The sequence below is a fragment of the Pseudomonas sp. B21-021 genome, from assembly GCF_024749205.1.
Lineage (GTDB): Bacteria > Pseudomonadota > Gammaproteobacteria > Pseudomonadales > Pseudomonadaceae > Aquipseudomonas > Aquipseudomonas paraglycinae.
Genome location: NZ_CP087192.1, coordinates 3,697,918 through 3,719,427, shown reverse-complemented (window position 1 = coordinate 3,719,427; position 21,510 = coordinate 3,697,918). Strand labels below are relative to the sequence as shown.

Here is a 21,510-nt window from a genome sequence, read left to right as displayed (position 1 = left end):
AGGGGTTTTGTACGCGACGCTTTCCATCAATAACAAGCCCAAGCGGAGTACCACAGATGGCGTTCTTCACCGCAGCCAGCAAAGCCGACTTCCAGCACCAACTGCAAGCGGCACTGGCGCAGCACATCAGTGAACAGGCACTGCCACAAGTGGCGCTGTTCGCTGAACAATTCTTCGGCATCATTTCCCTGGACGAGCTGACCCAACGTCGCCTCTCCGACCTCGCTGGCTGTACTCTTTCTGCGTGGCGCCTGCTTGAGCGCTTCGATCACGCGCAACCACAAGTGCGCGTCTACAACCCCGATTACGAACGTCACGGCTGGCAGTCGACCCACACCGCGGTCGAAGTGCTGCACCATGACTTGCCGTTCCTGGTGGACTCGGTGCGTACCGAGCTGAACCGTCGCGGCTACAGCATCCACACCCTGCAGACCACCGTGCTCAGCGTGCGTCGTGGCAGCAAGGGCGAGTTGCTGGAAATCCTGCCAAAAGGTTCGACCGGCGAAGGCGTGCTGCACGAGTCGCTGATGTACCTGGAAATCGACCGCTGCGCCAACGCGGCCGAACTGAATGTGCTGACCAAGGAACTGGAACAGGTCCTGGGTGAAGTCCGCGTCGCGGTCGCCGATTTCGAGCCGATGAAGGCCAAGGTGCAGGAAATCCTCACCAAGCTCGATAACAGCGCATTCGCCGTCGATGCCGACGAAAAGAACGAAATCAAGAGCTTCCTGGAATGGCTGGTGGGCAACCACTTCACCTTCCTCGGCTACGAAGAATTCACCGTGACCGATGAGCCGGATGGCGGCCACATCAAGTACGACCAGGATTCCTTCCTTGGCCTGACCAAACTGCTGCGCACCGGCATGACCTATGACGAGCTGCGCATCGAAGACTACGCCGTCAATTACCTGCGCGAACCGACCCTGCTGTCGTTCGCTAAAGCCGCGCACCCGAGCCGCGTACACCGTCCGGCCTACCCGGATTACGTGTCGATCCGTGAACTCGACGCCGACGGCAAAGTGATCAAGGAACACCGCTTCATGGGCCTGTACACCTCGTCGGTGTATGGCGAAAGCGTGCGGGTCATCCCGTTCATTCGCCGCAAGGTCGAGGAAATCGAGCGTCGCTCGGGCTTCCAGGCCAAGGCTCACCTGGGCAAGGAACTGGCACAGGTTCTGGAAGTGCTGCCGCGTGACGATCTGTTCCAGACTCCGGTCGACGAACTGTTCAGCACCGTGATGTCGATCGTGCAGATCCAGGAACGCAACAAGATCCGCGTGTTCCTGCGCAAAGACCCGTACGGTCGTTTCTGCTACTGCCTGGCCTACGTGCCGCGCGACATCTACTCCACCGAAGTTCGCCAGAAGATCCAGCAAGTATTGATGGAGCGCCTGAAAGCCTCCGACTGCGAATTCTGGACCTTCTTCTCCGAGTCCGTGCTGGCCCGCGTGCAACTGATCCTGCGCGTCGACCCGAAAAACCGCATCGACATCGACCCGCTGCAACTGGAAAACGAAGTCATCCAGGCCTGCCGCAGTTGGCAGGACGACTACGCCGCCCTGACCGTCGAAACCTTCGGCGAAGCCAACGGCACCAACGTGCTGGCCGACTTCCCGAAAGGCTTCCCGGCCGGCTACCGCGAGCGTTTCGCTGCGCATTCGGCCGTGGTCGACATGCAGCACCTGCTCAACCTGAGCGAGAAGAAGCCGCTGGCCATGAGCTTCTACCAGCCGCTGGCCTCCGGCCCACGCGAGCTGCACTGCAAGCTGTATCACGCCGATACCCCGCTAGCACTGTCCGACGTGCTGCCGATTCTGGAAAACCTCGGCCTGCGCGTGCTGGGTGAATTCCCGTACCGTCTGCGTCACACCAACGGTCGCGAGTTCTGGATCCACGACTTCGCGTTCACCGCCGCCGAAGGTCTGGACCTGGACATCCAGCAACTCAACGACACCCTGCAGGACGCGTTCGTCCACATCGTCCGTGGCGATGCCGAGAACGATGCGTTCAACCGTCTGGTGCTGACCGCCGGCCTGCCATGGCGCGACGTTGCGCTGCTGCGTGCCTACGCCCGCTACCTGAAGCAGATCCGCCTGGGCTTCGACCTCGGCTACATCGCCAGCACCCTGAACAACCACACCGACATCGCTCGCGAACTGACCCGGTTGTTCAAGACCCGTTTCTACCTGGCGCGCAAGCTCGGCAGCGATGATCTGGACGACAAGCAACAGCGTCTGGAGCAGGCCATCCTGACCGCGCTGGACGACGTTCAAGTCCTCAACGAAGACCGCATCCTGCGTCGTTACCTGGACCTGATCAAAGCGACCCTGCGTACCAACTTCTACCAGACCGACGCCAACGGCCAGAACAAGTCGTACTTCAGCTTCAAGTTCAACCCGCACTTGATCCCTGAGCTGCCGAAACCGGTTCCGAAGTTCGAAATTTTCGTTTACTCGCCACGCGTCGAAGGCGTGCACCTGCGCTTCGGCAACGTCGCTCGTGGTGGTCTGCGCTGGTCCGACCGTGAAGAAGACTTCCGTACTGAAGTCCTCGGCCTGGTAAAAGCCCAGCAAGTGAAGAACTCGGTCATCGTGCCGGTGGGTGCGAAGGGCGGCTTCCTGCCGCGTCGCCTGCCACTGGGCGGCAGCCGTGACGAGATCGCGGCCGAGGGTATCGCCTGCTACCGCATCTTCATCTCGGGTCTGCTGGACATCACCGACAACCTGAAGGACGGCAAACTGGTACCGCCGGCCAACGTCGTGCGTCATGACGACGATGACCCGTACCTGGTGGTTGCTGCGGACAAGGGCACTGCAACCTTCTCCGACATCGCCAACGGCATCGCCATCGACTACGGCTTCTGGCTAGGTGACGCGTTTGCGTCCGGTGGTTCGGCCGGTTACGACCACAAGAAAATGGGCATCACCGCCAAGGGCGCGTGGGTTGGCGTACAGCGCCACTTCCGCGAGCGCGGCATCAATGTCCAGGAAGACAGCATCACAGTGGTCGGCGTGGGTGACATGGCCGGTGACGTGTTCGGTAACGGCTTGCTGATGTCCGACAAGCTGCAACTGGTTGCCGCGTTCAACCACATGCACATCTTCATCGACCCGAACCCGAACCCGGCCACCAGCTTCGTCGAGCGTCAGCGCATGTTCGACCTGCCGCGTTCGGCCTGGTCCGACTACGACACCAGCATCATGTCCGAAGGCGGCGGCATCTTCTCGCGCAGCGCGAAGAGCATCGCCATCTCGCCACAGATGAAAGAGCGCTTCGACATCCAGGCCGACAAGCTGACCCCGACCGAACTGCTGAACGCCTTGCTCAAGGCGCCGGTGGATCTGCTGTGGAACGGCGGTATCGGTACTTACGTCAAAGCCAGCACCGAAAGCCACGCCGATGTCGGCGACAAGGCCAACGATGCACTGCGCGTGAACGGCAACGAACTGCGCTGCAAAGTGGTGGGCGAGGGCGGTAACCTCGGCATGACCCAACTGGGTCGTGTGGAATTCGGTCTCAATGGCGGCGGTTCCAACACCGACTTCATCGACAACGCCGGTGGCGTGGACTGCTCCGACCACGAAGTGAACATCAAGATCCTGCTGAACGAAGTGGTTCAGGCCGGCGACATGACCGACAAGCAACGCAACCAGTTGCTGGCGAGCATGACCGACGAAGTCGGTGGTCTGGTGCTGGGCAACAACTACAAGCAGACTCAGGCCCTGTCTCTGGCGGCCCGCCGCGCTTATGCGCGCATCGCCGAGTACAAACGTCTGATGGGCGACCTGGAAGGCCGTGGCAAGCTGGATCGCGCCATCGAGTTCCTGCCGACCGAAGAGCAACTGGCCGAACGCGTTGCCGAAGGCCATGGCCTGACCCGTCCAGAGCTGTCGGTGCTGATCTCGTACAGCAAGATCGACCTCAAGGAGCAGCTGCTGGGCTCCCTGGTGCCGGACGACGACTACCTGACCCGCGACATGGAAACGGCGTTCCCGCCGACTCTGGTCAGCAAGTTCTCCGAAGCCATGCGTCGTCACCGCCTGAAGCGCGAGATCGTCAGCACCCAGATCGCCAACGATCTGGTCAACCACATGGGCATCACCTTCGTTCAGCGACTCAAAGAGTCCACCGGCATGACCCCGGCGAACGTGGCTGGCGCTTATGTGATCGTGCGCGACATCTTCCACCTCCCGCACTGGTTCCGCCAAATAGAAGCCCTGGACTACCAGGTTTCCGCTGATGTGCAACTGGAGCTGATGGACGAGCTGATGCGTCTGGGCCGTCGCGCTACGCGCTGGTTCCTGCGTGCCCGCCGCAACGAGCAGAACGCTGCCCGTGACGTCGCGCATTTCGGTCCGCACCTGAAAGAGCTGGGCCTGAAGCTGGACGAGCTGCTGAGCGGCGAAATCCGCGAAAACTGGCAAGAGCGTTATCAGGCGTACGTCGCCGCCGGTGTTCCGGAGTTGCTGGCGCGTATGGTGGCGGGGACTACCCACCTCTACACGCTGCTGCCGATCATCGAAGCGGCCGACGTCACCGGTCAGGACCCAGCCGAAGTGGCCAAGGCGTACTTCGCCGTGGGCAGCGCGCTGGACATCACCTGGTACATTTCGCAGATCAGCGCCTTGCCGGTTGAAAACAACTGGCAAGCGCTGGCCCGTGAAGCGTTCCGCGACGACGTCGACTGGCAGCAACGCGCGATCACCATCGCCGTGCTGCAAGCGGGCGGCGGTGATTCGGACGTGGAAACCCGTCTGGCATTGTGGATGAAGCAGAACGACGCCATGATCGAACGCTGGCGCGCCATGCTGGTGGAAATCCGTGCCGCCAGCGGCACCGACTACGCCATGTACGCGGTGGCCAACCGCGAGCTGAACGACGTGGCGCTGAGCGGTCAGGCAGTTGTCCCTGCTGCGGCGACTGCGGAGCTTGAGCTTGCTTGAGTAGCCGTTGAATGAAAAAGCCCCGCTCTCGAAAGAGGCGGGGCTTTTTATTTATGGCGGGTTTATGCGCGGGTCTGCGAGATATCAATCCTCGTCAACCAAATCCTCGTACGTGTCCGGCGTAGCGCCGGGGTAATCAACATTCCTTTGCAGGATTTCGAGGTTGAACTTCAGGGTTGTACCTGCGCGCTCACTGAAATATTGAGCGTTGCTATTGGACTGGATGATTCCGGCATTTCGGGCTTTCAGGTAAATATTTGCGTTGTTTGTGCCCAGGTCATCAAGTGTGATGATTCTTTTGTTGTCATCCAGCAAGTTGAAGGAGGTTGTTTTTCCGCCAGCACCCGGCATGGCGCTGAGCTTCCCGGTAGCGCCTTTGCTGATGTAGTGAGCAAAGTAACCATGACCACGAATCTCGATGTTGTAGTAATCCTCGTAACATGCGAAGTAGGCAATGAACTTGGGGTAGGTTCGTGTCGGTCCAGCCGGGTGACGCGGTTGGGACGGCAGCGTGGTGAGGACATTGGCTTCGCTGGCAGGGTAACTTTCATTCAGCAGATTCCGGAAAGTCAAACGGCTGCCGTTATATTCCAGGTGTGCGTAAAACGATCTTTTTTGATTCAGGCTCATAATGATCTTCCATGATGTCGAGTGGGTCTTGCGTGGTGTGGCGACTAATCTAATTGAGGTTTTTTCAGATGGAAGTCTGCAAGCGTTGCGAGGTATTGCTGTGTGAGGGACATGACGGCTGAGGGCAGTTTTAAAGCGGGTTTGAATGTTGTTTTATACTTCTATTTTAATATGTGTATTTCGAACCAATACCTCTCCCTGGCGATCTCCTTTTCGGGAGATGCCAGGGGTCAAAGGGGGCTGTCAGTGCAGGTTTTGCCCCTGCTTGTGATCAAGCATCGACACGTTACCTGCCGACCTGGTCAATAAATTACTGAGCGACTGGTCAAACTTCTGCAACGCCCGAACTTGCACATTCTGCTGTTCATTAATATCCGCCACGATATCTTCCGAACGTTTGTAATCCGCCCATAACGGACTCAGAGCTCTGGCGTCCGTCCCTTGGGCCGTGCCGATATAGTTGAACTTCCCGTCATAAAAGTCCGCACTCACATCCGCCTTGACGTCCGAACTGCGCGACGTAATCAACTGGCTGTGAGTGTCGACGATCGCCACCACATCCGGGTTGGCCGCGCGCAGGCTCTGCATGTCGGGATACACCGTAACCGAGCCAAACTGGCGTTGCAGCGAGGTTTTGACCCAATCCACCGCCATGTCCGGTTTCGAGGTGGCGACGTAGGCATCGTGGATCGGCTGCACCAGCAGGCTCTGGCCGAAACCGGTGCCGGCGTTGGCCTGATAGTTGCGCAGGTAGTCGCGGTTGGTCTGGGTGCTCGGGCTATAAATCACGCCCAGCGACACGCCAGGGCCGGCCTTCACGGTGGTCATGTGGCTGCGACCCACCGGGTGGGGCAGCAAGGTGTCGAGCGACGATACCGCTTTGGGCGCGGTGGGGACCGAGCAGGCCGTCAGTGTCAGCAGTGAAAGGAACAGAGTGCTGGCGAACGCAGGTTTCATGGTGTTTCTCCCGTGAAACAACTTCAGTCGGAAAGTTTAAGTTGCCACTCTTCGCGGCAGTTGAATCAGACTAAACCTGTGGCGGTTTTATGAAACGACCAATCAGTGAAGTTATCAGGAGACCAATAGTTTGATTTGCTGTAAGCCGCGCAGGTTAATTGCGACCAGCATTAAAAACGCCCAAATCGACGATTTGAGCGTTTTTATTTATGGCTGACGTAACAGCAATCAGTTTTCCAGAGGGATCAACACTTTCTCATCGGGCGACAGCACCATGAACACCAACAACTTGGCCGGCTTGCTCTTGCTGGCGTTTTTCGAGACCAAATGCTCGGAACCGGCCGGCTCGTACCAGTACTGGCCCTTCTTGTAGGTGATCGGTTGTTCACCTTTGACCTGGGAAACGATCTCGCCTTCAAGCACGTAGGCCATGGCGGTGCCGTCGTGTTTGTGGGCGATCGAGGACTGGCCGGGTTTGTAATCGACTTCGATCATCATGGCTTTTTTGCCGGGGACGTTTTTCAGCATCTGATCCTGCAGCACCGAGATTTTCTCGGACGGGGCATCGGTGCCGTGGGCCAGTGCCGAAGCGCTGATGGTAAGGGCCAGAGCGGCGAACGGGGCGGCAAGCAAGTGCAGGACTTTCATGGTGATCACCTGATAAGTTGGGGGAGTCGGTAATCACAGTAGTCCGCGTGCCGGGGTATTCAAACGGCCAATATTCGGGAAGTTCGGGTGACCAATCTGGGGGATTTCAGCGCATTCAAATACGCCATCGCGAGCAGGCTCGCTCCCACATTCAACCGTATTCAAATGTGGGAGCGAGCTTGCTCGCGAAGGCGGCGGATCAGACGATAGGAAAGCTGTTGAAATCCACGCTATTGGCCAGACGACTGTCGATCAGGTCGATGAAGCCCTGGGCTTCCGGGCGATTGAAATGCGCCTGCATCGCCGCTTCCGACTGCCAGCGGGCGCTGACCGTCCAGCGGTGGCTGTCCTCGGGGCAGCGGTCGACCATGTAGGAATCGCAGCCCGGCGTTTCGCGCAGGGTTTCGACGATCTTCTGCAACTGCTTGCCCAGCTCCTCCGATCGGCCGGCTGCAGCCTGCACCTGTACGGTGTTGATCACTTCGTTGGACATTGCTCACACTCCTGAATCAGGCCGGACGAATCCTGCTCATTGAGGGATAACGCTTGTGCAGGATAGGCCTGCCCCCCCGGATCACCAATAACCAATCGGCGGTTAATCGTTTAGTCCAATCTACCCAACGACCTGTTGCAGAATGTCGCGCAGGCGGTCGAGCGCGATATCGATGTCCAGGGTTTCGATGGCGCCGAAACCGAAGTACATCCCGCTTTTGGCCGGCTGCTGATAATAGAAGCCGTCGATGGCGTACAGCCCGACTTCGACCTTTTTCGCCAGTTCGATCACCAGCGGCAAGTCGATCGGCACCTTGCAGAACACCGCCATGTGAAAACCCGCGCTGGGCGGCACGGCCTCCAGCCAGGGCGAAAGGTCGGTGGCCATGCGCGCCAGAATCCGTTCGCGGCGCTGGGCATAAATGGTGTGGCAGCGGCGGATGTGCTTGAGCAGACACCCTTCGGCGATGAACTTGGCCAGCGCCCATTGCGGCAGGGTGGAAGCGTGCAGATCGGTGAGCTGCTTGGCGCGAATCACCGCCTCGAGAATCGCCGGCGGCAGGATCGCGTAGCCCAGTCGCAGCTCCGGCAGCAGGGTTTTCGAGAAGGTGCCGACGTAGGCGACGATGCCGCGCTGATCGAGCTTGTGCAGCGAATCCGTCGGTCGGCCCTCGTAGCGGAACTCGCTGTCATAGTCGTCCTCGATGATGATCGCGCCCAGCTCATGAGCCCGTTCGAGCAGGGCCTCGCGCCGCGCCTGACTCATCGGCATGCCCAGCGGGAACTGGTGCGATGGCGTCACGTAAATCAGCCGCGTGCCCTCGGGAATTCGCTCGACCTGAATGCCCTCGGCATCCACCGGCACGCCGACCACCGTCGCCCCGTGAGTGCCGAACAGCAGCCGCGCGGGCGGGTAACCGGGATCTTCCATTGCCACCAGACTGTCGGGACGGATCAGCACCCGGGTAATCAGATCCAGCGCCTGTTGCGCGCCGTTGCAGACCACGATGTCCTCGTCCTGACAGTTCACACCACGGGAAAACGCGATGTGTCGGGCAATCGCATTGCGCAGCGCCGGCAGGCCTTCCGGCACGCTGTAGAAACCTTTGGAATTGGCCATCTGCCGCAGCGCGTGAGAGACACAGCGGCGCCAGTCATCCTGGGGAAACTGGCCCTTGCTGGTGGCGCCGCCGATAAAGTCATAGCGCAGCGAACCCTCAAGCGTCGGATGACGCAGGAACACCGGCAGATTGCGCCAGCTCTCGATCACCTCGGAACTGGCCAGCTCGGAATGGCTTTGCTTGCGCTGCACCGGCGTCGAGCGCGCGTTGACGTAAGTGCCTTTGCCGATCACGCCGGTGAGGAAATTTTCGTAGGTGAGTTGCGCGTAAGTGTCGGAAATGGTCTTGCGCGAAATCCCCAGTTGCTCGGCGAGCAAACGGCTGGGCGGCAACTGCGTGCCGGCGGCCAGACGCCCGGATTCAATGGCGCCGCGCAGTTGCTGATACAACTGGCCGGCCAGGTCCTTGCGGCCGTTGATCACGACATGAAGTTCCATACCGAGGGGGCTCTCCGGGCGATTGAGTGTGCCGGCCAGATTACTCCCGAATGCGGGCGGGGCAGAAGTTGCGTAGTGCAATTATCCGGAATTGGCGCAAAACCCTGTGGGAGCGAGCTTGCTCGCGAAAGCGGTGTCTCAGTCGACATCGATGTTGAATTTAATGCCCCCATCGCGAGCAAGCTCGCTCCCACAGGTATCGTGTTTGGCTCGGGTTCAGTGGTCTGCCGTTTTTTCGTGGAATTGGGGCTGTAACGTTGTCGAATCAGCGCTTACCGTGAAATCACTCTTCTGCTGCCCGAGGCCCGCCCATGTCCCCGCGTCTGGATTACTACAGCGCTTCACCCAAAGCCATGAAAGCGATGATTGCCCTGGAAGCGCTGACCAGCAGCCTGAGCATCGAACCGCCGCTGCTGCACCTGATCAAGATCCGCGCCTCGCAACTCAATGGCTGCGCGTTCTGCACCGACATGCATTCGGTGGAAGCGCGGCGGGCAGGGGAGACGGATCGACGCTTGTACGCCATCGCGGTCTGGCGCGACAGCGGCTTCTTCAACCTGCGCGAACGGGCCGCACTGGCCTGGACCGAAGCCGTGACGCTGCTGGCGGACAGCCGGGTGCCTGACGATGTTTACCAGCAGGCGCGGGAACAGTTCAACGAGACGGAACTGGTGGACCTGACCATGGCCGTCAGCACCATCAACAGCTGGAATCGTCTGGCGGTGAGCTTTCGCCAGATTCCCAGCGATTGATCACGAGCCATCAATCGCTGCGCCCCCTAACACGCTGATCGTTCCCACGCTCCGCGTGGGAATGCCTCTAGGGACGCTCCGCGTCCAGTGACGCAGAGCGTCACGGCTGCATTCCCACGCAGGAGCGTGGGAACGATCAGGTAAAAGTTAGTTCGGTGGCCGCTGCGGTTTCACCGACGTACCAAAGGTGTTGCCCATCCGCGTAGCCGTGGCCGCCGGCGTCGCCAGCCCCACCTGATTCGGCGGGCGCTTGTTGACCGGCACATTCATCGCTTCCTGATTCTTCTGCGCAGCCGCCGCGCCATCGGGGTTGTTGCCCATCTGCTGGCTCAGGCAATCGTAATTCGGCGCCTTGTAGCCACCCACCGTCACCTCGACGCAGCCCAGCGGTTCCTCCGCGTGCGCACCGCCAAACGCCATCAGCAACAACCCGCCGAAGACGACTTTCCAGACTGATTTCATGCCTGCCTCCTGGCCGGCCCGAAGGGGCCGCTCTAGCTCAAGAGTCTAGTGCAACGGCGGCGCCGATCCCGTGATGGTTTTTTTGCAGTGGCCGTCACACCAGATTCATAAACAGCCCTCAGGATGACGGTTTTCAGGGATACATCAGCCGTGCAGCGAGGCCGTGCCAGGGAGGATGTTGTGCGCTCAGCGCTCATGCGCCAGCTCTGTCTGGGGCTGCTGCTTGGCTTGTTTCTGAGCCGCGCCGGCGCCGACCCGATGCCAGCGACGATGCGCATGACGCTGCACATCCCTGCCCAGGAACTGGCCCGCGCCCTCGACCAGTTCAGCCGCGCCACCGGCATGGCGGTGCTGGTCGACAGCCAGTTGAGTCGCGGTCGACGCTCGTTGGCGGTGGATGGCGAATTCACCGCCGCCGAAGCATTGCGCCGGATGCTCGGCGGCAGCGGCTTGATGGCCAAGTACAGCCGCGACGACGCGTTCACCTTGCAGGTGGCGCAAGTCGAGGAAGTGCCGATGCCGGCGGAGAAACCGACCCCCGCCAGCGCAGCCGTCAACCGCAGTTACGCCACAGCGGTGCAGGCCGCGATTGAACGCAACCTGTGCCGCTCGCCGCTGACCCGGCCCGGCAGTTTTCGCGCGGTGTTGCAGCTGTGGATCGGCCGCGACGGCGTGGTGCAGCACAACCGGTTGGTCACCTCGACCGGCGATGTTCGGCGCGATGCAGCGCTGGTAGACAGTTTTCACTCGCTCAGGATCGACCGGCCGACACCCGGCGCATTGCGCCAGCCAGTCACCTTGCTGTTGTTACCCAAATCGTCAGGAAAGCGCATGGAATGCACACAATGGGAAGGAGTTTCCGGGGGATGAAAGACGCCGGACAAAGTTCGATGGTCCAGCTGTTCCTGACGTCCTACGAGGACTTTCGGGTGCGCCTGCGACGCCGTCTCGGCTCGGAGGACCTAGCCAACGACGTGCTGCACGAAACCTACCTGCGGGTCGACCGCATGGAAGCGCCGCCGAACCTGCTGCGGCCGAACGCCTACCTCTATCGCATGGCCCTGAACATCGCCGCCGACCGCCGCCAGGCTGATGCTCGATTGCTCACCGGCAGCGAAGTCGAAGAACTGCTGCAAGTCAGCGACGAAGCGCTGGACCCGATGCGCGTGGTCGGCGGCCAGAAGGAAATCCAGTCCCTGCTCAGCGCCCTCTACGAACTGCCGGCCCGGCGCCGCCGGATCTTCATTGCCGCACGGCTGGAGGAAGCGCCGCACCTGGAAATCTCCCAGCGTTTCGGCATCTCCACGCGCATGGTCGAGAAGGAAATCAAGGCCGCCCTTGGACACTGCGCGGCCAAACTGGAAAGAAAAGTGTTTCAGCGGTTCGGTCGCGGGGCCGGAAAACCGTCTAGTGAATGAAGCTCCCGATCAATCCGTCGAGTACCTGCGCGTTTGAACATCTTCCGTCTGACACCTGCCGAGCCCACGCCTGCCGAGCGTCTGCAAAGCGAAGCCCGCGACTGGCTGATCCTGCTGACCTCCGGCCGCGCCACGGTCGCCGATGCCCGAGCGCTGCGCCAGTGGTGCGCGCAAAGCCCCGAACACGCCCGCGCTTTCGAAGAGTGCAAAGCCTTGTGGCACCTGCTGCAACCGGCGGCCGAAGCAATACAGGCGCCACGACGGTTTGGACGCCGAGCGTTTCTCGGCGGCGCGATTGCCGCATCGGCGGCGTTCCTGCTGGTGCGCGGCACGATTCCGGGCGGGTTCTCCGGGCTCGGCGCCGATTACATCACCGAAGTCGGCCAGCAACGTCGCGTCGAACCGGCCGATGGCCTGAGCCTGGAATTGAACACCCAGACCCGCATCAACCAGCGTTCGGTGGATGAGGGCGTGCAAGGTTTTGAACTGGTCAGCGGCGAAGTCGAAGTGCAGACCGCGCGGCTGCCGATGGCGATGCAGGCCGGTGGCGGTTGGCTGCGGGCGAGCAGGGCGCGGTTCAACCTGCGTAACCTCGATCAACAGGTCTGTGTGACTTGCCTGGATGGCGCGGTGGATGTGGAAGTTGAAGGCCGCAGCCTGCGCCTGGAGCCGGGCCAACAGTTGACCTATGACGCACAACAGGTGGGCACCGTGCAAAGCGTCGATACGGCGGCGGTCACCAACTGGCGCCAACAGGTTTTGGTGTTCAACGGAACGACGCTCAGCCAGATGATCGACGAGATCAACCGTTACCGCCCAGGCATGTTGTTGCTGCTCAATCGAGAACTCGGCCAACGCCGCGTACAAGCACGTTTCTCCCTCGACCAACTGGCCGGCGTAGGCGCATTGATCCGCGATGCCTACGGCGTCAAATGCACCGAGTTGCCGGGCGGCGTAGTCGTCCTCAGCTAACTAAAAACAGTACTCACAAACACCCTATATCCCTGTGGGAGCCAGCCTGCTGGCGATGAGGGCAGCACATCCGACATCTCATTGCCTGACCCACCGCATCGCCAGCAGGCTGGCTCCCACAAAGTTCAACGGTGACCGCCGCTACTGCAACGGCCCCATCACCTGCCGATACTTCTCCACCCCCTGTGGCGTCTCCCGAGTCAACCGCACCTCCAACCCCAACGGATCCTCCCGCCGATTCCCGCTCAACTGCCGCCACCCCTTATCCATCTCCCAAACCCGCACCTGCAAATCGCTCACCTCACCCAAAACCGCCACCCCCGCAGTTGGCGCCGGCAACGGATACCAACTCCGCGCCGGCGCCACCGCGCGATACAGCGTGTCCCCCTTGAGCCACCAACGCACCCGCTGCAAAGCCCCCGGCTGATCCGCCGCGCTACGAATGATGTCCAGCCGAAACCCCTTGCTGTAACTGCTGCGCACCGTAACGGCAGGCGGTGCCGTCGCCGGTTCATCCTCCGTGCCGACCTTTTTCGGTTCCGTCAGCTCGATCCCGGCGCGCAGCTCCACATCCCGCTGCATTTGATTCAACGCCCGCAACAGGCTGTCGCTCTGCTCACCGCTGGCCTGCAAATGGCTGTCGGCGCGGGTGACACTGTCCAGCCCCTTCCAGGCAATCAGACTGACCACCGCCATCAACAGAATCGCGACCATCACCTCGATCAGCGTAAAACCTTGTTGTCTGTTCATTGCACGCTAATCCGGCCCGAAGCATCGCGCAGCACACTCATCCGATTGAGCCCGTCAGACAGCGTCAACTGCAGCGGCGGATTGATCCACTCCGCGTTCAGCACCACCTTCTGCTTCGACTCCACCCGCACCGCAAGCTTCGGACTCTGCCAGGGACGCGGCCGCAACTGCGGGTCCCGATCGAAATGATCAAAACCCTTGCCACTGTCACTGCGCCGACTGAACCGAAACCCCTTGCCATCGCTCAACCACGCAATCGGCCGCCCATCGGCGCGGGCCTCAGCCTGGGCAATCTGCAGCAACTGCGCCACGCGCTCGGCATCCTTGCGCAGCAACTGCAACGGATCGGGCTTGATACTCAGACTGATCGCCGCACTGGCGATGCCGATAATCACCAGCACCACCATCAACTCGATCAGCGTAAAACCCTGCTGCCTGCACCGGTTCATCGAATGCGCACTCCCTTGCGTCCAGCCCCGTCCCAAAAAACCATCCTGCACGGCCAACATGTAAGGCGTGTGAAATAAAACCGTGAGAATTGCCGCGTAGTCTGGTCACCGGGACTAAAAGGAGATTCAGCCCATGAGATACACCGCACGCTTTTCACCCCCCCAAATCACCCAGGCCGCCGCACTGCTGGCCGCCCTGGTCGGCATCGCCACCTGGTCATCCCTGCTCCTGACCACCGCCGAATCCCACACCCCGGCCGCCACCCCGCAACTGCTCGCTGCGCGTAGCGATAACCCGGCGTTGCAGTGGTTTTCCAATCGCACGGCGCCGGTGGAGATCAAGGTCAGCGGGGTGATGGCGGGGAGTCGCGGGGCGGTGGCGATACTCAGCCTCAACGACGGGCCGCCGAGGAGTTTTTTGCAGGGGGAGCGGGTGAGTCCTGGGGTGAGGTTGGTGGCGGTGGAGGGGGATGGGGTGGTGATTGAGCAGGGTGGGGAGAGGGTGCGGTTGGGTGTGGAGAGGTTGGGGGAGTGGGTGGAGATGCCTAGGTTGGTTAGGCCGTGATTTCTGCAGGATTGAAGTCAATCATTTTGCTCATTCAGTTTTCTGGGGGACCGTTCTGGGGTTAGCGGTACAGGTCCAATGCAAGGGATACATTCGAACCCCTTATAATTGGACGGTCGCTCCCATCGAAAGAATTCGAAAGCGCACTATTTTAGTCCAAGCTTGACTATCCGGCGGATAGAAGCTCGTCAGTTAATTGGCCGATTTCAGCTCATCGGAAACGACTCAAATTGACAAATTTCGCCTGTCACTCTATTCGTTGACACTAAGAGTAAACTGATTTCGTAAGTCTCAAAACAATTGGCGATATCAAATTGGTAGAGCTGTAAGTTTTCACTTCAGAATTTTGAATGTCTATGCGCGACGACTTCCGAGCCAAAACTATTCGTAATCTTGCTGCTCGTGCGGGTTATCACTGCTCGAACCCATCCTGTATGCGCTCGACTTCCGGCCCAGCTTTAGCGGAAGAAGGGGCGGTAAACATCGGCGTCGGTGCGCACATCGCAGCAGCGGCACCTGGAGGAATGCGTTACGACCCCAACATGAGCTCTGCCGAACGCAGCAGTTCCATGAATGGTATCTGGATGTGCCAGAGTTGTTCAAAACTCATCGATTCCGATGATTCGCGCTTTACGGTGGCACTGCTGCACGAATGGAAGAGTAAGGCGATACAACGAGCGCTTGATGCAATTGCCGGTGGCGAATCACTAGGTTCTGTTAGGCCTGCTGACCTGCTCGATGATGCGGATCAGGATTTTCTTCGTGGGCTCAATCTTCCAACCGTTGAAGCGTTGGATGTGGTCGGAGGAAAACTTCGTGCGGCGACATTGGTAGACATACAAGGTTTTCGTGCTGTACCCGGTCAACCCGCGCGAACTATTGCGCTAACACTAAGACTTGAAGGTAGTTCCAGACCTCAGGTGACGATTGAAAGCTTTGCACGTGTTGTATCGCTTGCTGAGCCGGTTGGCTTTGTCGCGGTAGGTGGCACAGGGAAATCGACCACGCTTTTACAGCTAGCAGAATGCATGGGCAATCAGGAAGGTTTAGTTCCATTGCTTGTACCCCTCGGTGAATGGTCAGACCGACAGGACGATTTTTTCGATTTCGTCCTACGTCGTAACGCTTTTTATGGTTTCAGGCGAGAGCACTTGATGCAGCTGGCCTACCACGGGAATCTTGCTCTGCTGTTGGATGGCTGGAACGAACTGCCAGCCGATGCTCGGCTACGAGCCACCCGTGACCTGGCGGCGTTACAGCGCGATTACCCGCAAATCGGCATTGTCGTCAGCTCAAGACGTCAGGCTCTACCGGACGTTCGGCCGATTATCGTGATAGATCCCCTTTCCGATGAGCAACAGCTAGAGATCGCGCAAGCGGTTAGGGGGGATGAGGGCGTTGGTTTTGTGGATAGGGCATGGCGAACGCCTGGAGTGCGCGAGTTAGTGAGCAACCCACTTTATCTAAATGCTTTGCTGACGTTGCCCTCAGGTGCGAAATTCCCAGTGACGAAGGAAGCGGTGTTGCGCATGTTCGTGCAACAGAATGAGAGCGCACCTGAGAAAGTCGAACGTTTGCAGCGAGATGGTGTTGGTGAGCATAACGCCTTTTTGATTGGGCTCGCGGTCGAAGCAACCGGTGGCGCGAATACTATAGTCGCCAACACCAGCGCTAATCGCATCATTTCAGATGTCACGAAGTGTCTTATCGCTGCGGGGCAAATTGGCTCAGCACCGCAACCCCGTGCAATTGTTGATGGGTTAGTTGCCGCGCACTTGCTGGTTCGCTCGACTGGTATCGACGGAGCAGTGAGTTTCCAACATCAGTTGTTCCAAGACTGGTATGCGTCTTTGGAAGTCGAACGTGTGATGCTTGAAGCATCAGCAGGGGATGCGGATGCGCTCAAAATACTGCGCGAACAAATGCTCAATTGGCCGAGCTGGGAGGATTCGGTCCTCTTCGCATGCGATAGAGTTTCACGTGACGGCGAAGAAGGCGTGCGTTCGGTCTCAGTCGCGATTAATGAGGCACTGGAAATTGACCCGATTCTGGCTGCCGTTATGCTCGAGAGAGCCGATGATTTGGTATGGCGGGAAGTGCGCAATCGCGTTCTTACTTTTATCGAGCGCTGGCACAGCCCGGGCGAGCTTGATAGAGCTGTGCGATTCATGGTTACCTCTGGCAAGCCCGATTTCGCGCATGCAATTTGGCCGTTTGTGTCAAACACAAAACGTCAAATTCAGTTCGGACTATTCAGATTAGTTGATCGTTTTCACCCCAGCGTCCTCGGAGTCGATTGTGCGCTCCATTTGGGTGAGCTGCCTGCGGCCCAGCGACTAATAGCTTTCCCTGAGATCGCGAGCAATAGTGGATTCGATGGTTTGGAGCTAGCCGTTGAACTGGCTGCATCCGATCCTGATCCGGACGTAGTTGCTGCTGTCGTAACGGCACTGGCGTTCCGCCGAGCTGACCGCCATGTGAACCTAATTCTGGAGACCGCTTCGGACGCGGTTTGGGAAGTAATAGCGCACGCGGGGTTCCCTGATCATCTCACTGACGTCCAGCTTGATGCTCGCCTTATAGCTCAGCGTGGAACGGTACGGAATGCTGACACTACGCCAGGGCAATTGCTTGACTGGATCTTGCGAGAGAACCCAGAGGATGCGGAGTTCCAAATTACGCAGCTAATAGGGACGGTCGAGTTCGAACCCAATGGCAGTGGGATCGAGCATGCGGTGATGACTTCGTTCTCAGTGTATCCGCTCGCTGTTGCTTCTGGGCTCGTTGCCAGAATCACTGCGGATTTACCACTTCCTTATCACATAGAAGACTATCTCAATCAGGCGCCACTGATCGATTCAGGACCTGTTGCTGACGCTGCTATCGACCCGCTCACCTCTGAGCGTCGTTTAAATGCTGCCGCGGCCGTCATTGGCCCGGTCACCATCGCTGTGCTCTTCGACCAGTTGTTTGTAATAGATAGCCAAGTGGAGGTGCTTGGGCGATACGATGAGGAATTGTCGAAAGCCCACCATCGATTGGTAGGTGCGCTATCCGGCACACGGCAAAACGTCTTCGCACAGGTACTTGTATCCAAATCAGAGGAGACCAACTATCGTCGCATCGGCTTGTTAGCTGACGTCCTAGCCCGTCATGGCCGGGCGGGTGGTGATACGAAGCTTCCGTTTGACGAGGATACTCGCTCGAATTTGTCTCGAGCCGTTGGCACTTGGATGGAAACACTACTGGCTGCACCTCAGCTACCTCGTAATGTTGCTTCTGATGTGGCTCGAGCCGCTGAAAGAGTTGCAGATGCGGAGTTGGCGGAACTTCTGCGGACTCTCATTGAACGTGACTTGGTCGAATATGAGATTGCACGCTCTGGCTGGCTTCAAACAGGGGGGCGTGGAGGGGTGATCCCAATGGGGCATTCGTTAATGTACTCGCGGGCCTTGGCAGCTATGCATGATGCACCTGCCGTCGCAGTCCTTATTCGTGGGTTGAGTGATTTACGCTGGGGCAAGGAGGCAGCAGGGGCATTGTTGGAGATCTGGCAATCCGATAATTTTGCTCCAAAAAAACCGACTTTCAATCGCTGGACGGACTACTCGCATCATCTGATTCGAAGAGCGGAGCGCGTCACGCAAAGCCCTTTGACATCGGATTTCGCCGAGGCGATCTTTGTCGTGGCGGCGGATTTCGGAGTCCCTTCAAAGTCTGATGCTGAGCAGAAGCATGCTCTCGCTCTTGGTGGTGTGGGTCTTGCATTGCCACACGGATCCAAACGACAAGAGATAGATTTGCTTCTGTCGCTTCCTCAGCCGACAGCATGCAAGCATCGTTTATTGGCAAATGCTGCTCGCGCCGGCGAAGTAATACCTTCTGCGATATTGATGGAAGGCTTACGGGAGCTACTGTCTGAAGCTCAGGAGCAGAGATGGCGACTTGAAAATAATCGTGGAGAGTTGATGGGGTGGATTGATCTATTCCCTTTTTCTGACAGTCCAGAACGGGTACACGAGGCCATTTTATTACTGTCTGATCAGCACCGTAGCCCAAATGCTTTACAGCGCCTGTTGGAGACTATTCCCCAAAGCCCTGCCGATACTGCGTTTGTGATGCTAGAGCGTCTAGCCGCTGAGAATCCCGCGTTTTTTGGTGATTCTCAATGGACAAGTGCGATGTTGAGGTTGAACACATTGGAAGCAGTCGTAGCTGTACTTGAGCACCTTAGCGAAGGTCGAATTCCAGCAGGCGATGGTTTCCACTTGTCGTCTGAGCTAACCAGACTTGCTATTTTGCTTCCTGATTTCCATACGATTTTGATCACACGTTATCTTTCACTTCCTCCCGGAAACATTCGTCGTGTTCTTGAAATGGCAATGAATGATTTACCTGGTGAGGAGAACTTCATGGCTCTCTTTGAGGGAAGTATCCAAGCTTCTAATCCTTTCCAACATCTGGGGAGGGCATTGCGAAACTTAGCAATTTCCCGGCGACCGTCGGAGCAATGGAGTGGTGCTTTTGAAGAGTTCGGATTGCCACTGATAGAAATACGAGCGCGGCTATTTACAATGTTTCTTGCCAATGATGCGCAATCAGAGCTGGCGAAACAATGTTTGCTCGCCATCGAAGAATACCGAGATGAAAAGGGGCGACTTAATAATGAGCCGCGGCATCCGGATATTTCGACGGGTCGAGCATGGCCACCGGAAGCAGAAGCTGGATTTTTGTGAGAAAGCTATCGAGGCAGACTGCTAAGTGAGCTGCCGTGCCTCCCAAAAAAATGGCTTTTTTTGGGAGGGGGGAAACGAAAAAGGCAACGAAAAAGGGGACTGATTTATTTTCCAGAAAATAGATCAGTCCCTTTGTTCTTTGTTCGTTCTCTTTGTTTCGTTCTTTAGTTCTATAGCCCCCAAAACCATGAGTGCTTTATCCAAGCTTCTATAGTCATTAATTTTCTGCTTTTCTAGGTTCGATTCCAGTAATCTGTCAATTACCTGAATGAATTGCCTATATTTTTTTAATTTGTTTGCTGCGGAGGTTCCTGGTGCAGGAAGCTCTGGATATTCATGTCCAGCTAACGCTGGACTTTGATCGATCAGCGCTTTGCAAGCCGCTTGGACATTTCTATCTACAATCGGAAAGTGATGTGGGTGGCAAAAATGAAATACTGCTGAAATTGTCGGTAACTGAAAGCCTTGAGTAGCTACGAGCGTATTGAAAAATGGTTCTAAATTCTTGAATCGATCAGATGCGTCTATAGAGACCTTTCTGATGTTAAGGATAGCCTCTATCGCGGAAGTTACATCTTCTGGAAACGGAATTTGAGATTTGTAATTTTTAATTGCAATTAAAGGTGAAATTATTTCCAAAGCTTGCTTGAATGAGTCGCTGGTTAATACCTTGGGTGCCGTATTTAAATCATATCTGGCTACCAATGCTAAAATTTCTGAATAGCGTGCGTCTGAATAGTTGGGATAGTTCGAATCAAACTGCTCCATATATTTTTCAAGGTTTTCCAATTTGACCCCTTCTGCCTAAGTTGAATACACAATCGCAAGCGTCGTCGTCGAGAGCGTGTAAGTGTTATTTAATGTTTGTGCTCAGGGAAAAGGGACAGATTTATTTGAAATAAATACGTCCCTATTTTACGAACTTATAAGTTAAATTTAAGACGCTTGATGGGTCGACGAATGGCTCTTTAGTTATTCGATCTCTTTCGGTGTGGGTTCATGCCCTAATATAGGCGCTTCGCTACTGGATGGCAGGCCCTCCGAGTGAGCATGAGTTCTCCAGGAAATCCCCATAATTTGTTTTGCAGCTTCAAACAGCGGCTTAGCATTCTCACCAATTTTGCCAGCTACGATGCTCGCTTCAATTGCTAGAGAGTATATGTGATCAAGGGAGGATACTTTTTTGTGAAGCTCCTGCTGGACTTGTTCCAGTTTTTTGTGCAGGCGCCTTTTATGGTCGGCATCAAGGTCTTTGCAACTGGCTATCAAATCCCTAAGCTTATTGATTAGAGATTGCAGCTCTTTAAAGTCACCTTCAGTGAACTCATAACCGAAACTATTTTTAATGCTTCTAGTAAATCTTGCATCTATATCAGCCTCCAACTGGAGGGTCTTGTCATGTTTTAGAATGACGTTAACTTCCGCTAGGACTTTCCCTACGAAATCACGAGTGGCGTCTTTGCTGACCAACCCACTGTTGATTTCCGGAATGTCTGCCTCGAAGTCAAGAGCGCCACTTTTCTTCATGTAAAACAAAAATTTTACAATTTCCAAACTCTCGCTTTCTAAACTAGAGAATATCTCTTTTTTTGAGGCGGCTATGTAAAGCGTGCACGCTTCTACCACTACGGCGAGTGGCTCCTCGCTGGCTCGTTCAAGAAGCGTATCTGAAATCAACATAGGTGCCTCCTAGCGTATGAGATGCAGCGATGATGGCATACTGATGCTTGTTGTTGGAAGAGGTTACACATCGTCATTCAAATACTTAATACCTTGTACCAAGGCTTTTTTCTCGATGACGCAGCGATAGAACATAGGTCGGCGAGGTAAGCTGCGCCCCAACGAAGACTGAGAGCACACGGGGCATCGTAATATTGGCACGAACGAGGATGTTAGTCGGCTCTGAGACGGGTTAGATGACACGCACGCCGATCTTCTAGCAAATGGTGATCTCTTCACATGCAGGCCGATGGCCAATAGCAGTCGCCATATACTGACGCAGCGTCCCAACGTCGTCCCGAGTCCGATTGCAGGCTGGGATTGCGAAAACAATGACGACCCCTAGCTCCGACGCAATGGCAGTGGTTCGTTCGGCCATTCGTGAATGTCTGTTCTTGGCCGAAAGCAACCGCTCGTAAATGGCAGAAATTGATGATGTCTCAATATGTCATTGAAACT

The 21,510-nt window shown here is 57.2% G+C and carries 17 protein-coding genes and 1 pseudogene; 8 read left to right on the top strand and 10 right to left on the bottom strand.

What is annotated here, in order from left to right; genetic code table 11:
• Positions 1–56: 56 nt before the first annotated feature.
• On the top strand, positions 57–4,943 hold the full coding sequence (locus LOY31_RS16475) for an NAD-glutamate dehydrogenase (protein WP_207982997.1): 4,887 nt from the start codon (positions 57–59) through the stop codon (positions 4,941–4,943).
• A gap of 84 nt (positions 4,944–5,027) precedes the next feature.
• Here the strand turns inward: LOY31_RS16475 and LOY31_RS16470 are convergent, their stop codons facing one another.
• The 5 genes from LOY31_RS16470 to LOY31_RS16450 all read right to left on the bottom strand — a co-directional run bounded on the left by LOY31_RS16470 (position 5,028) and on the right by LOY31_RS16450 (position 9,228).
• Complete coding sequence (locus LOY31_RS16470) at positions 5,028–5,573, bottom strand: hypothetical protein (protein ID WP_221535540.1); 546 nt, start codon at positions 5,571–5,573, stop codon at positions 5,028–5,030.
• 243 nt (positions 5,574–5,816) lie between these two features.
• The gene (locus tag LOY31_RS16465) at positions 5,817–6,530 is read right to left on the bottom strand and encodes an ATPase (protein ID WP_221535541.1); all 714 of its coding nucleotides are present in this window, start codon (positions 6,528–6,530) and stop codon (positions 5,817–5,819) included.
• Positions 6,531–6,758: 228 nt separating this feature from the next.
• Positions 6,759–7,178, bottom strand: coding sequence for a cupin domain-containing protein (locus tag LOY31_RS16460; protein ID WP_221535542.1), 420 nt, complete (start codon positions 7,176–7,178; stop codon positions 6,759–6,761).
• Positions 7,179–7,377: 199 nt separating this feature from the next.
• Positions 7,378–7,671: a putative quinol monooxygenase gene (locus LOY31_RS16455; protein ID WP_007959339.1), complete on the bottom strand. Its 294-nt coding sequence runs from the start codon at positions 7,669–7,671 to the stop codon at positions 7,378–7,380.
• A gap of 120 nt (positions 7,672–7,791) precedes the next feature.
• A complete protein-coding gene (locus LOY31_RS16450; RefSeq protein WP_258711870.1) occupies positions 7,792–9,228 on the bottom strand; it encodes a PLP-dependent aminotransferase family protein in 1,437 nt (478 codons plus the stop codon).
• Positions 9,229–9,319: 91 nt separating this feature from the next.
• On the opposite strand from LOY31_RS16450, the pseudogene LOY31_RS29485 reads away from it, so the two are divergent.
• Together LOY31_RS29485 and LOY31_RS16445 are read left to right on the top strand one after the other, a co-directional pair.
• Positions 9,320–9,427 (top strand): annotated as a pseudogene (locus LOY31_RS29485) (metal ABC transporter ATP-binding protein); the annotation flags it as partial.
• A 112-nt stretch (positions 9,428–9,539) separates the two neighbouring features.
• Positions 9,540–9,980: a carboxymuconolactone decarboxylase family protein gene (locus LOY31_RS16445; protein ID WP_007959341.1), complete on the top strand. Its 441-nt coding sequence runs from the start codon at positions 9,540–9,542 to the stop codon at positions 9,978–9,980.
• 147 nt (positions 9,981–10,127) lie between these two features.
• On the opposite strand, the gene LOY31_RS16440 is transcribed toward LOY31_RS16445, so the two are convergent.
• Positions 10,128–10,442 (bottom strand): hypothetical protein, encoded by a 315-nt coding sequence (locus LOY31_RS16440; protein WP_221535544.1) that lies wholly within the window; start codon positions 10,440–10,442, stop codon positions 10,128–10,130.
• Positions 10,443–10,637: 195 nt separating this feature from the next.
• Between LOY31_RS16440 and LOY31_RS16435 the strand changes: the two genes are divergently transcribed.
• Genes LOY31_RS16435 through LOY31_RS16425 form a run of 3 tightly spaced genes read left to right on the top strand, consistent with a single transcriptional unit; the run spans position 10,638 to position 12,832 of the window.
• Entirely contained in the window at positions 10,638–11,312 is a 675-nt protein-coding gene (locus LOY31_RS16435; protein ID WP_258713615.1) for an STN domain-containing protein, read from the top strand.
• Positions 11,309–11,860 carry an RNA polymerase sigma factor gene (locus tag LOY31_RS16430; protein WP_011334580.1) on the top strand — a complete coding sequence of 184 codons (552 nt, stop codon included), beginning with the start codon at positions 11,309–11,311 and terminating at the stop codon, positions 11,858–11,860. The genes LOY31_RS16435 and LOY31_RS16430 overlap by 4 nt, the downstream gene beginning before the upstream one ends.
• 33 nt (positions 11,861–11,893) lie before the next feature.
• The gene (locus LOY31_RS16425; protein ID WP_258711869.1) at positions 11,894–12,832 is read left to right on the top strand and encodes a FecR family protein; all 939 of its coding nucleotides are present in this window, start codon (positions 11,894–11,896) and stop codon (positions 12,830–12,832) included.
• A gap of 141 nt (positions 12,833–12,973) precedes the next feature.
• Here LOY31_RS16425 and LOY31_RS16420 read toward each other — a convergent pair whose 3' ends face one another.
• Both LOY31_RS16420 and gspH read right to left on the bottom strand, forming a co-directional pair.
• On the bottom strand, positions 12,974–13,582 hold the full coding sequence (locus LOY31_RS16420) for a prepilin-type N-terminal cleavage/methylation domain-containing protein (protein WP_258711868.1): 609 nt from the start codon (positions 13,580–13,582) through the stop codon (positions 12,974–12,976).
• A complete protein-coding gene (gene gspH / locus LOY31_RS16415; RefSeq protein WP_258711867.1) occupies positions 13,579–14,031 on the bottom strand; it encodes a type II secretion system minor pseudopilin GspH in 453 nt (150 codons plus the stop codon). The genes LOY31_RS16420 and gspH overlap by 4 nt, the downstream gene beginning before the upstream one ends.
• Positions 14,032–14,164: 133 nt before the next feature.
• Here gspH and LOY31_RS16410 point away from each other — a divergent pair, with 133 nt between their 5' ends.
• Together LOY31_RS16410 and LOY31_RS16405 are read left to right on the top strand one after the other, a co-directional pair.
• Positions 14,165–14,596: a type II secretion system protein N gene (locus LOY31_RS16410; RefSeq protein ID WP_258711866.1), complete on the top strand. Its 432-nt coding sequence runs from the start codon at positions 14,165–14,167 to the stop codon at positions 14,594–14,596.
• Positions 14,597–15,165: 569 nt separating this feature from the next.
• On the top strand, positions 15,166–19,332 hold the full coding sequence (locus LOY31_RS16405; protein WP_258711865.1) for an NACHT domain-containing NTPase: 4,167 nt from the start codon (positions 15,166–15,168) through the stop codon (positions 19,330–19,332).
• A gap of 123 nt (positions 19,333–19,455) precedes the next feature.
• Here LOY31_RS16405 and LOY31_RS16400 read toward each other — a convergent pair whose 3' ends face one another.
• Both LOY31_RS16400 and LOY31_RS16395 read right to left on the bottom strand, forming a co-directional pair.
• Entirely contained in the window at positions 19,456–20,121 is a 666-nt protein-coding gene (locus tag LOY31_RS16400; protein ID WP_258711864.1) for a hypothetical protein, read from the bottom strand.
• Positions 20,122–20,304: 183 nt separating this feature from the next.
• Positions 20,305–21,012, bottom strand: a complete 708-nt coding sequence (locus LOY31_RS16395) for a hypothetical protein (protein WP_258711863.1) — start codon at positions 21,010–21,012, stop codon at positions 20,305–20,307.
• Between the last annotated feature and the right edge of the window lie 498 nt (positions 21,013–21,510).

Bases quoted from the DNA above. Each gene is read 5' to 3' on its own strand.
- LOY31_RS16475 (WP_207982997.1), top strand. From the start codon at position 57: ATGGCGTTCTTCACCGCAGCCAGCAAAGCCGACTTCCAGCACCAACTG.
- LOY31_RS16470 (WP_221535540.1), bottom strand. From the start codon at position 5,573: ATGAGCCTGAATCAAAAAAGATCGTTTTACGCACACCTGGAATATAAC.
- LOY31_RS16465 (WP_221535541.1), bottom strand. From the start codon at position 6,530: ATGAAACCTGCGTTCGCCAGCACTCTGTTCCTTTCACTGCTGACACTG.
- LOY31_RS16460 (WP_221535542.1), bottom strand. From the start codon at position 7,178: ATGAAAGTCCTGCACTTGCTTGCCGCCCCGTTCGCCGCTCTGGCCCTT.
- LOY31_RS16455 (WP_007959339.1), bottom strand. From the start codon at position 7,671: ATGTCCAACGAAGTGATCAACACCGTACAGGTGCAGGCTGCAGCCGGC.
- LOY31_RS16450 (WP_258711870.1), bottom strand. From the start codon at position 9,228: ATGGAACTTCATGTCGTGATCAACGGCCGCAAGGACCTGGCCGGCCAG.
- LOY31_RS16445 (WP_007959341.1), top strand. From the start codon at position 9,540: ATGTCCCCGCGTCTGGATTACTACAGCGCTTCACCCAAAGCCATGAAA.
- LOY31_RS16440 (WP_221535544.1), bottom strand. From the start codon at position 10,442: ATGAAATCAGTCTGGAAAGTCGTCTTCGGCGGGTTGTTGCTGATGGCG.
- LOY31_RS16435 (WP_258713615.1), top strand. From the start codon at position 10,638: ATGCGCCAGCTCTGTCTGGGGCTGCTGCTTGGCTTGTTTCTGAGCCGC.
- LOY31_RS16430 (WP_011334580.1), top strand. From the start codon at position 11,309: ATGAAAGACGCCGGACAAAGTTCGATGGTCCAGCTGTTCCTGACGTCC.
- LOY31_RS16420 (WP_258711868.1), bottom strand. From the start codon at position 13,582: ATGAACAGACAACAAGGTTTTACGCTGATCGAGGTGATGGTCGCGATT.
- gspH (WP_258711867.1), bottom strand. From the start codon at position 14,031: ATGAACCGGTGCAGGCAGCAGGGTTTTACGCTGATCGAGTTGATGGTG.
- LOY31_RS16410 (WP_258711866.1), top strand. From the start codon at position 14,165: ATGAGATACACCGCACGCTTTTCACCCCCCCAAATCACCCAGGCCGCC.
- LOY31_RS16405 (WP_258711865.1), top strand. From the start codon at position 15,166: ATGAATGGTATCTGGATGTGCCAGAGTTGTTCAAAACTCATCGATTCC.
- LOY31_RS16395 (WP_258711863.1), bottom strand. From the start codon at position 21,012: ATGTTGATTTCAGATACGCTTCTTGAACGAGCCAGCGAGGAGCCACTC.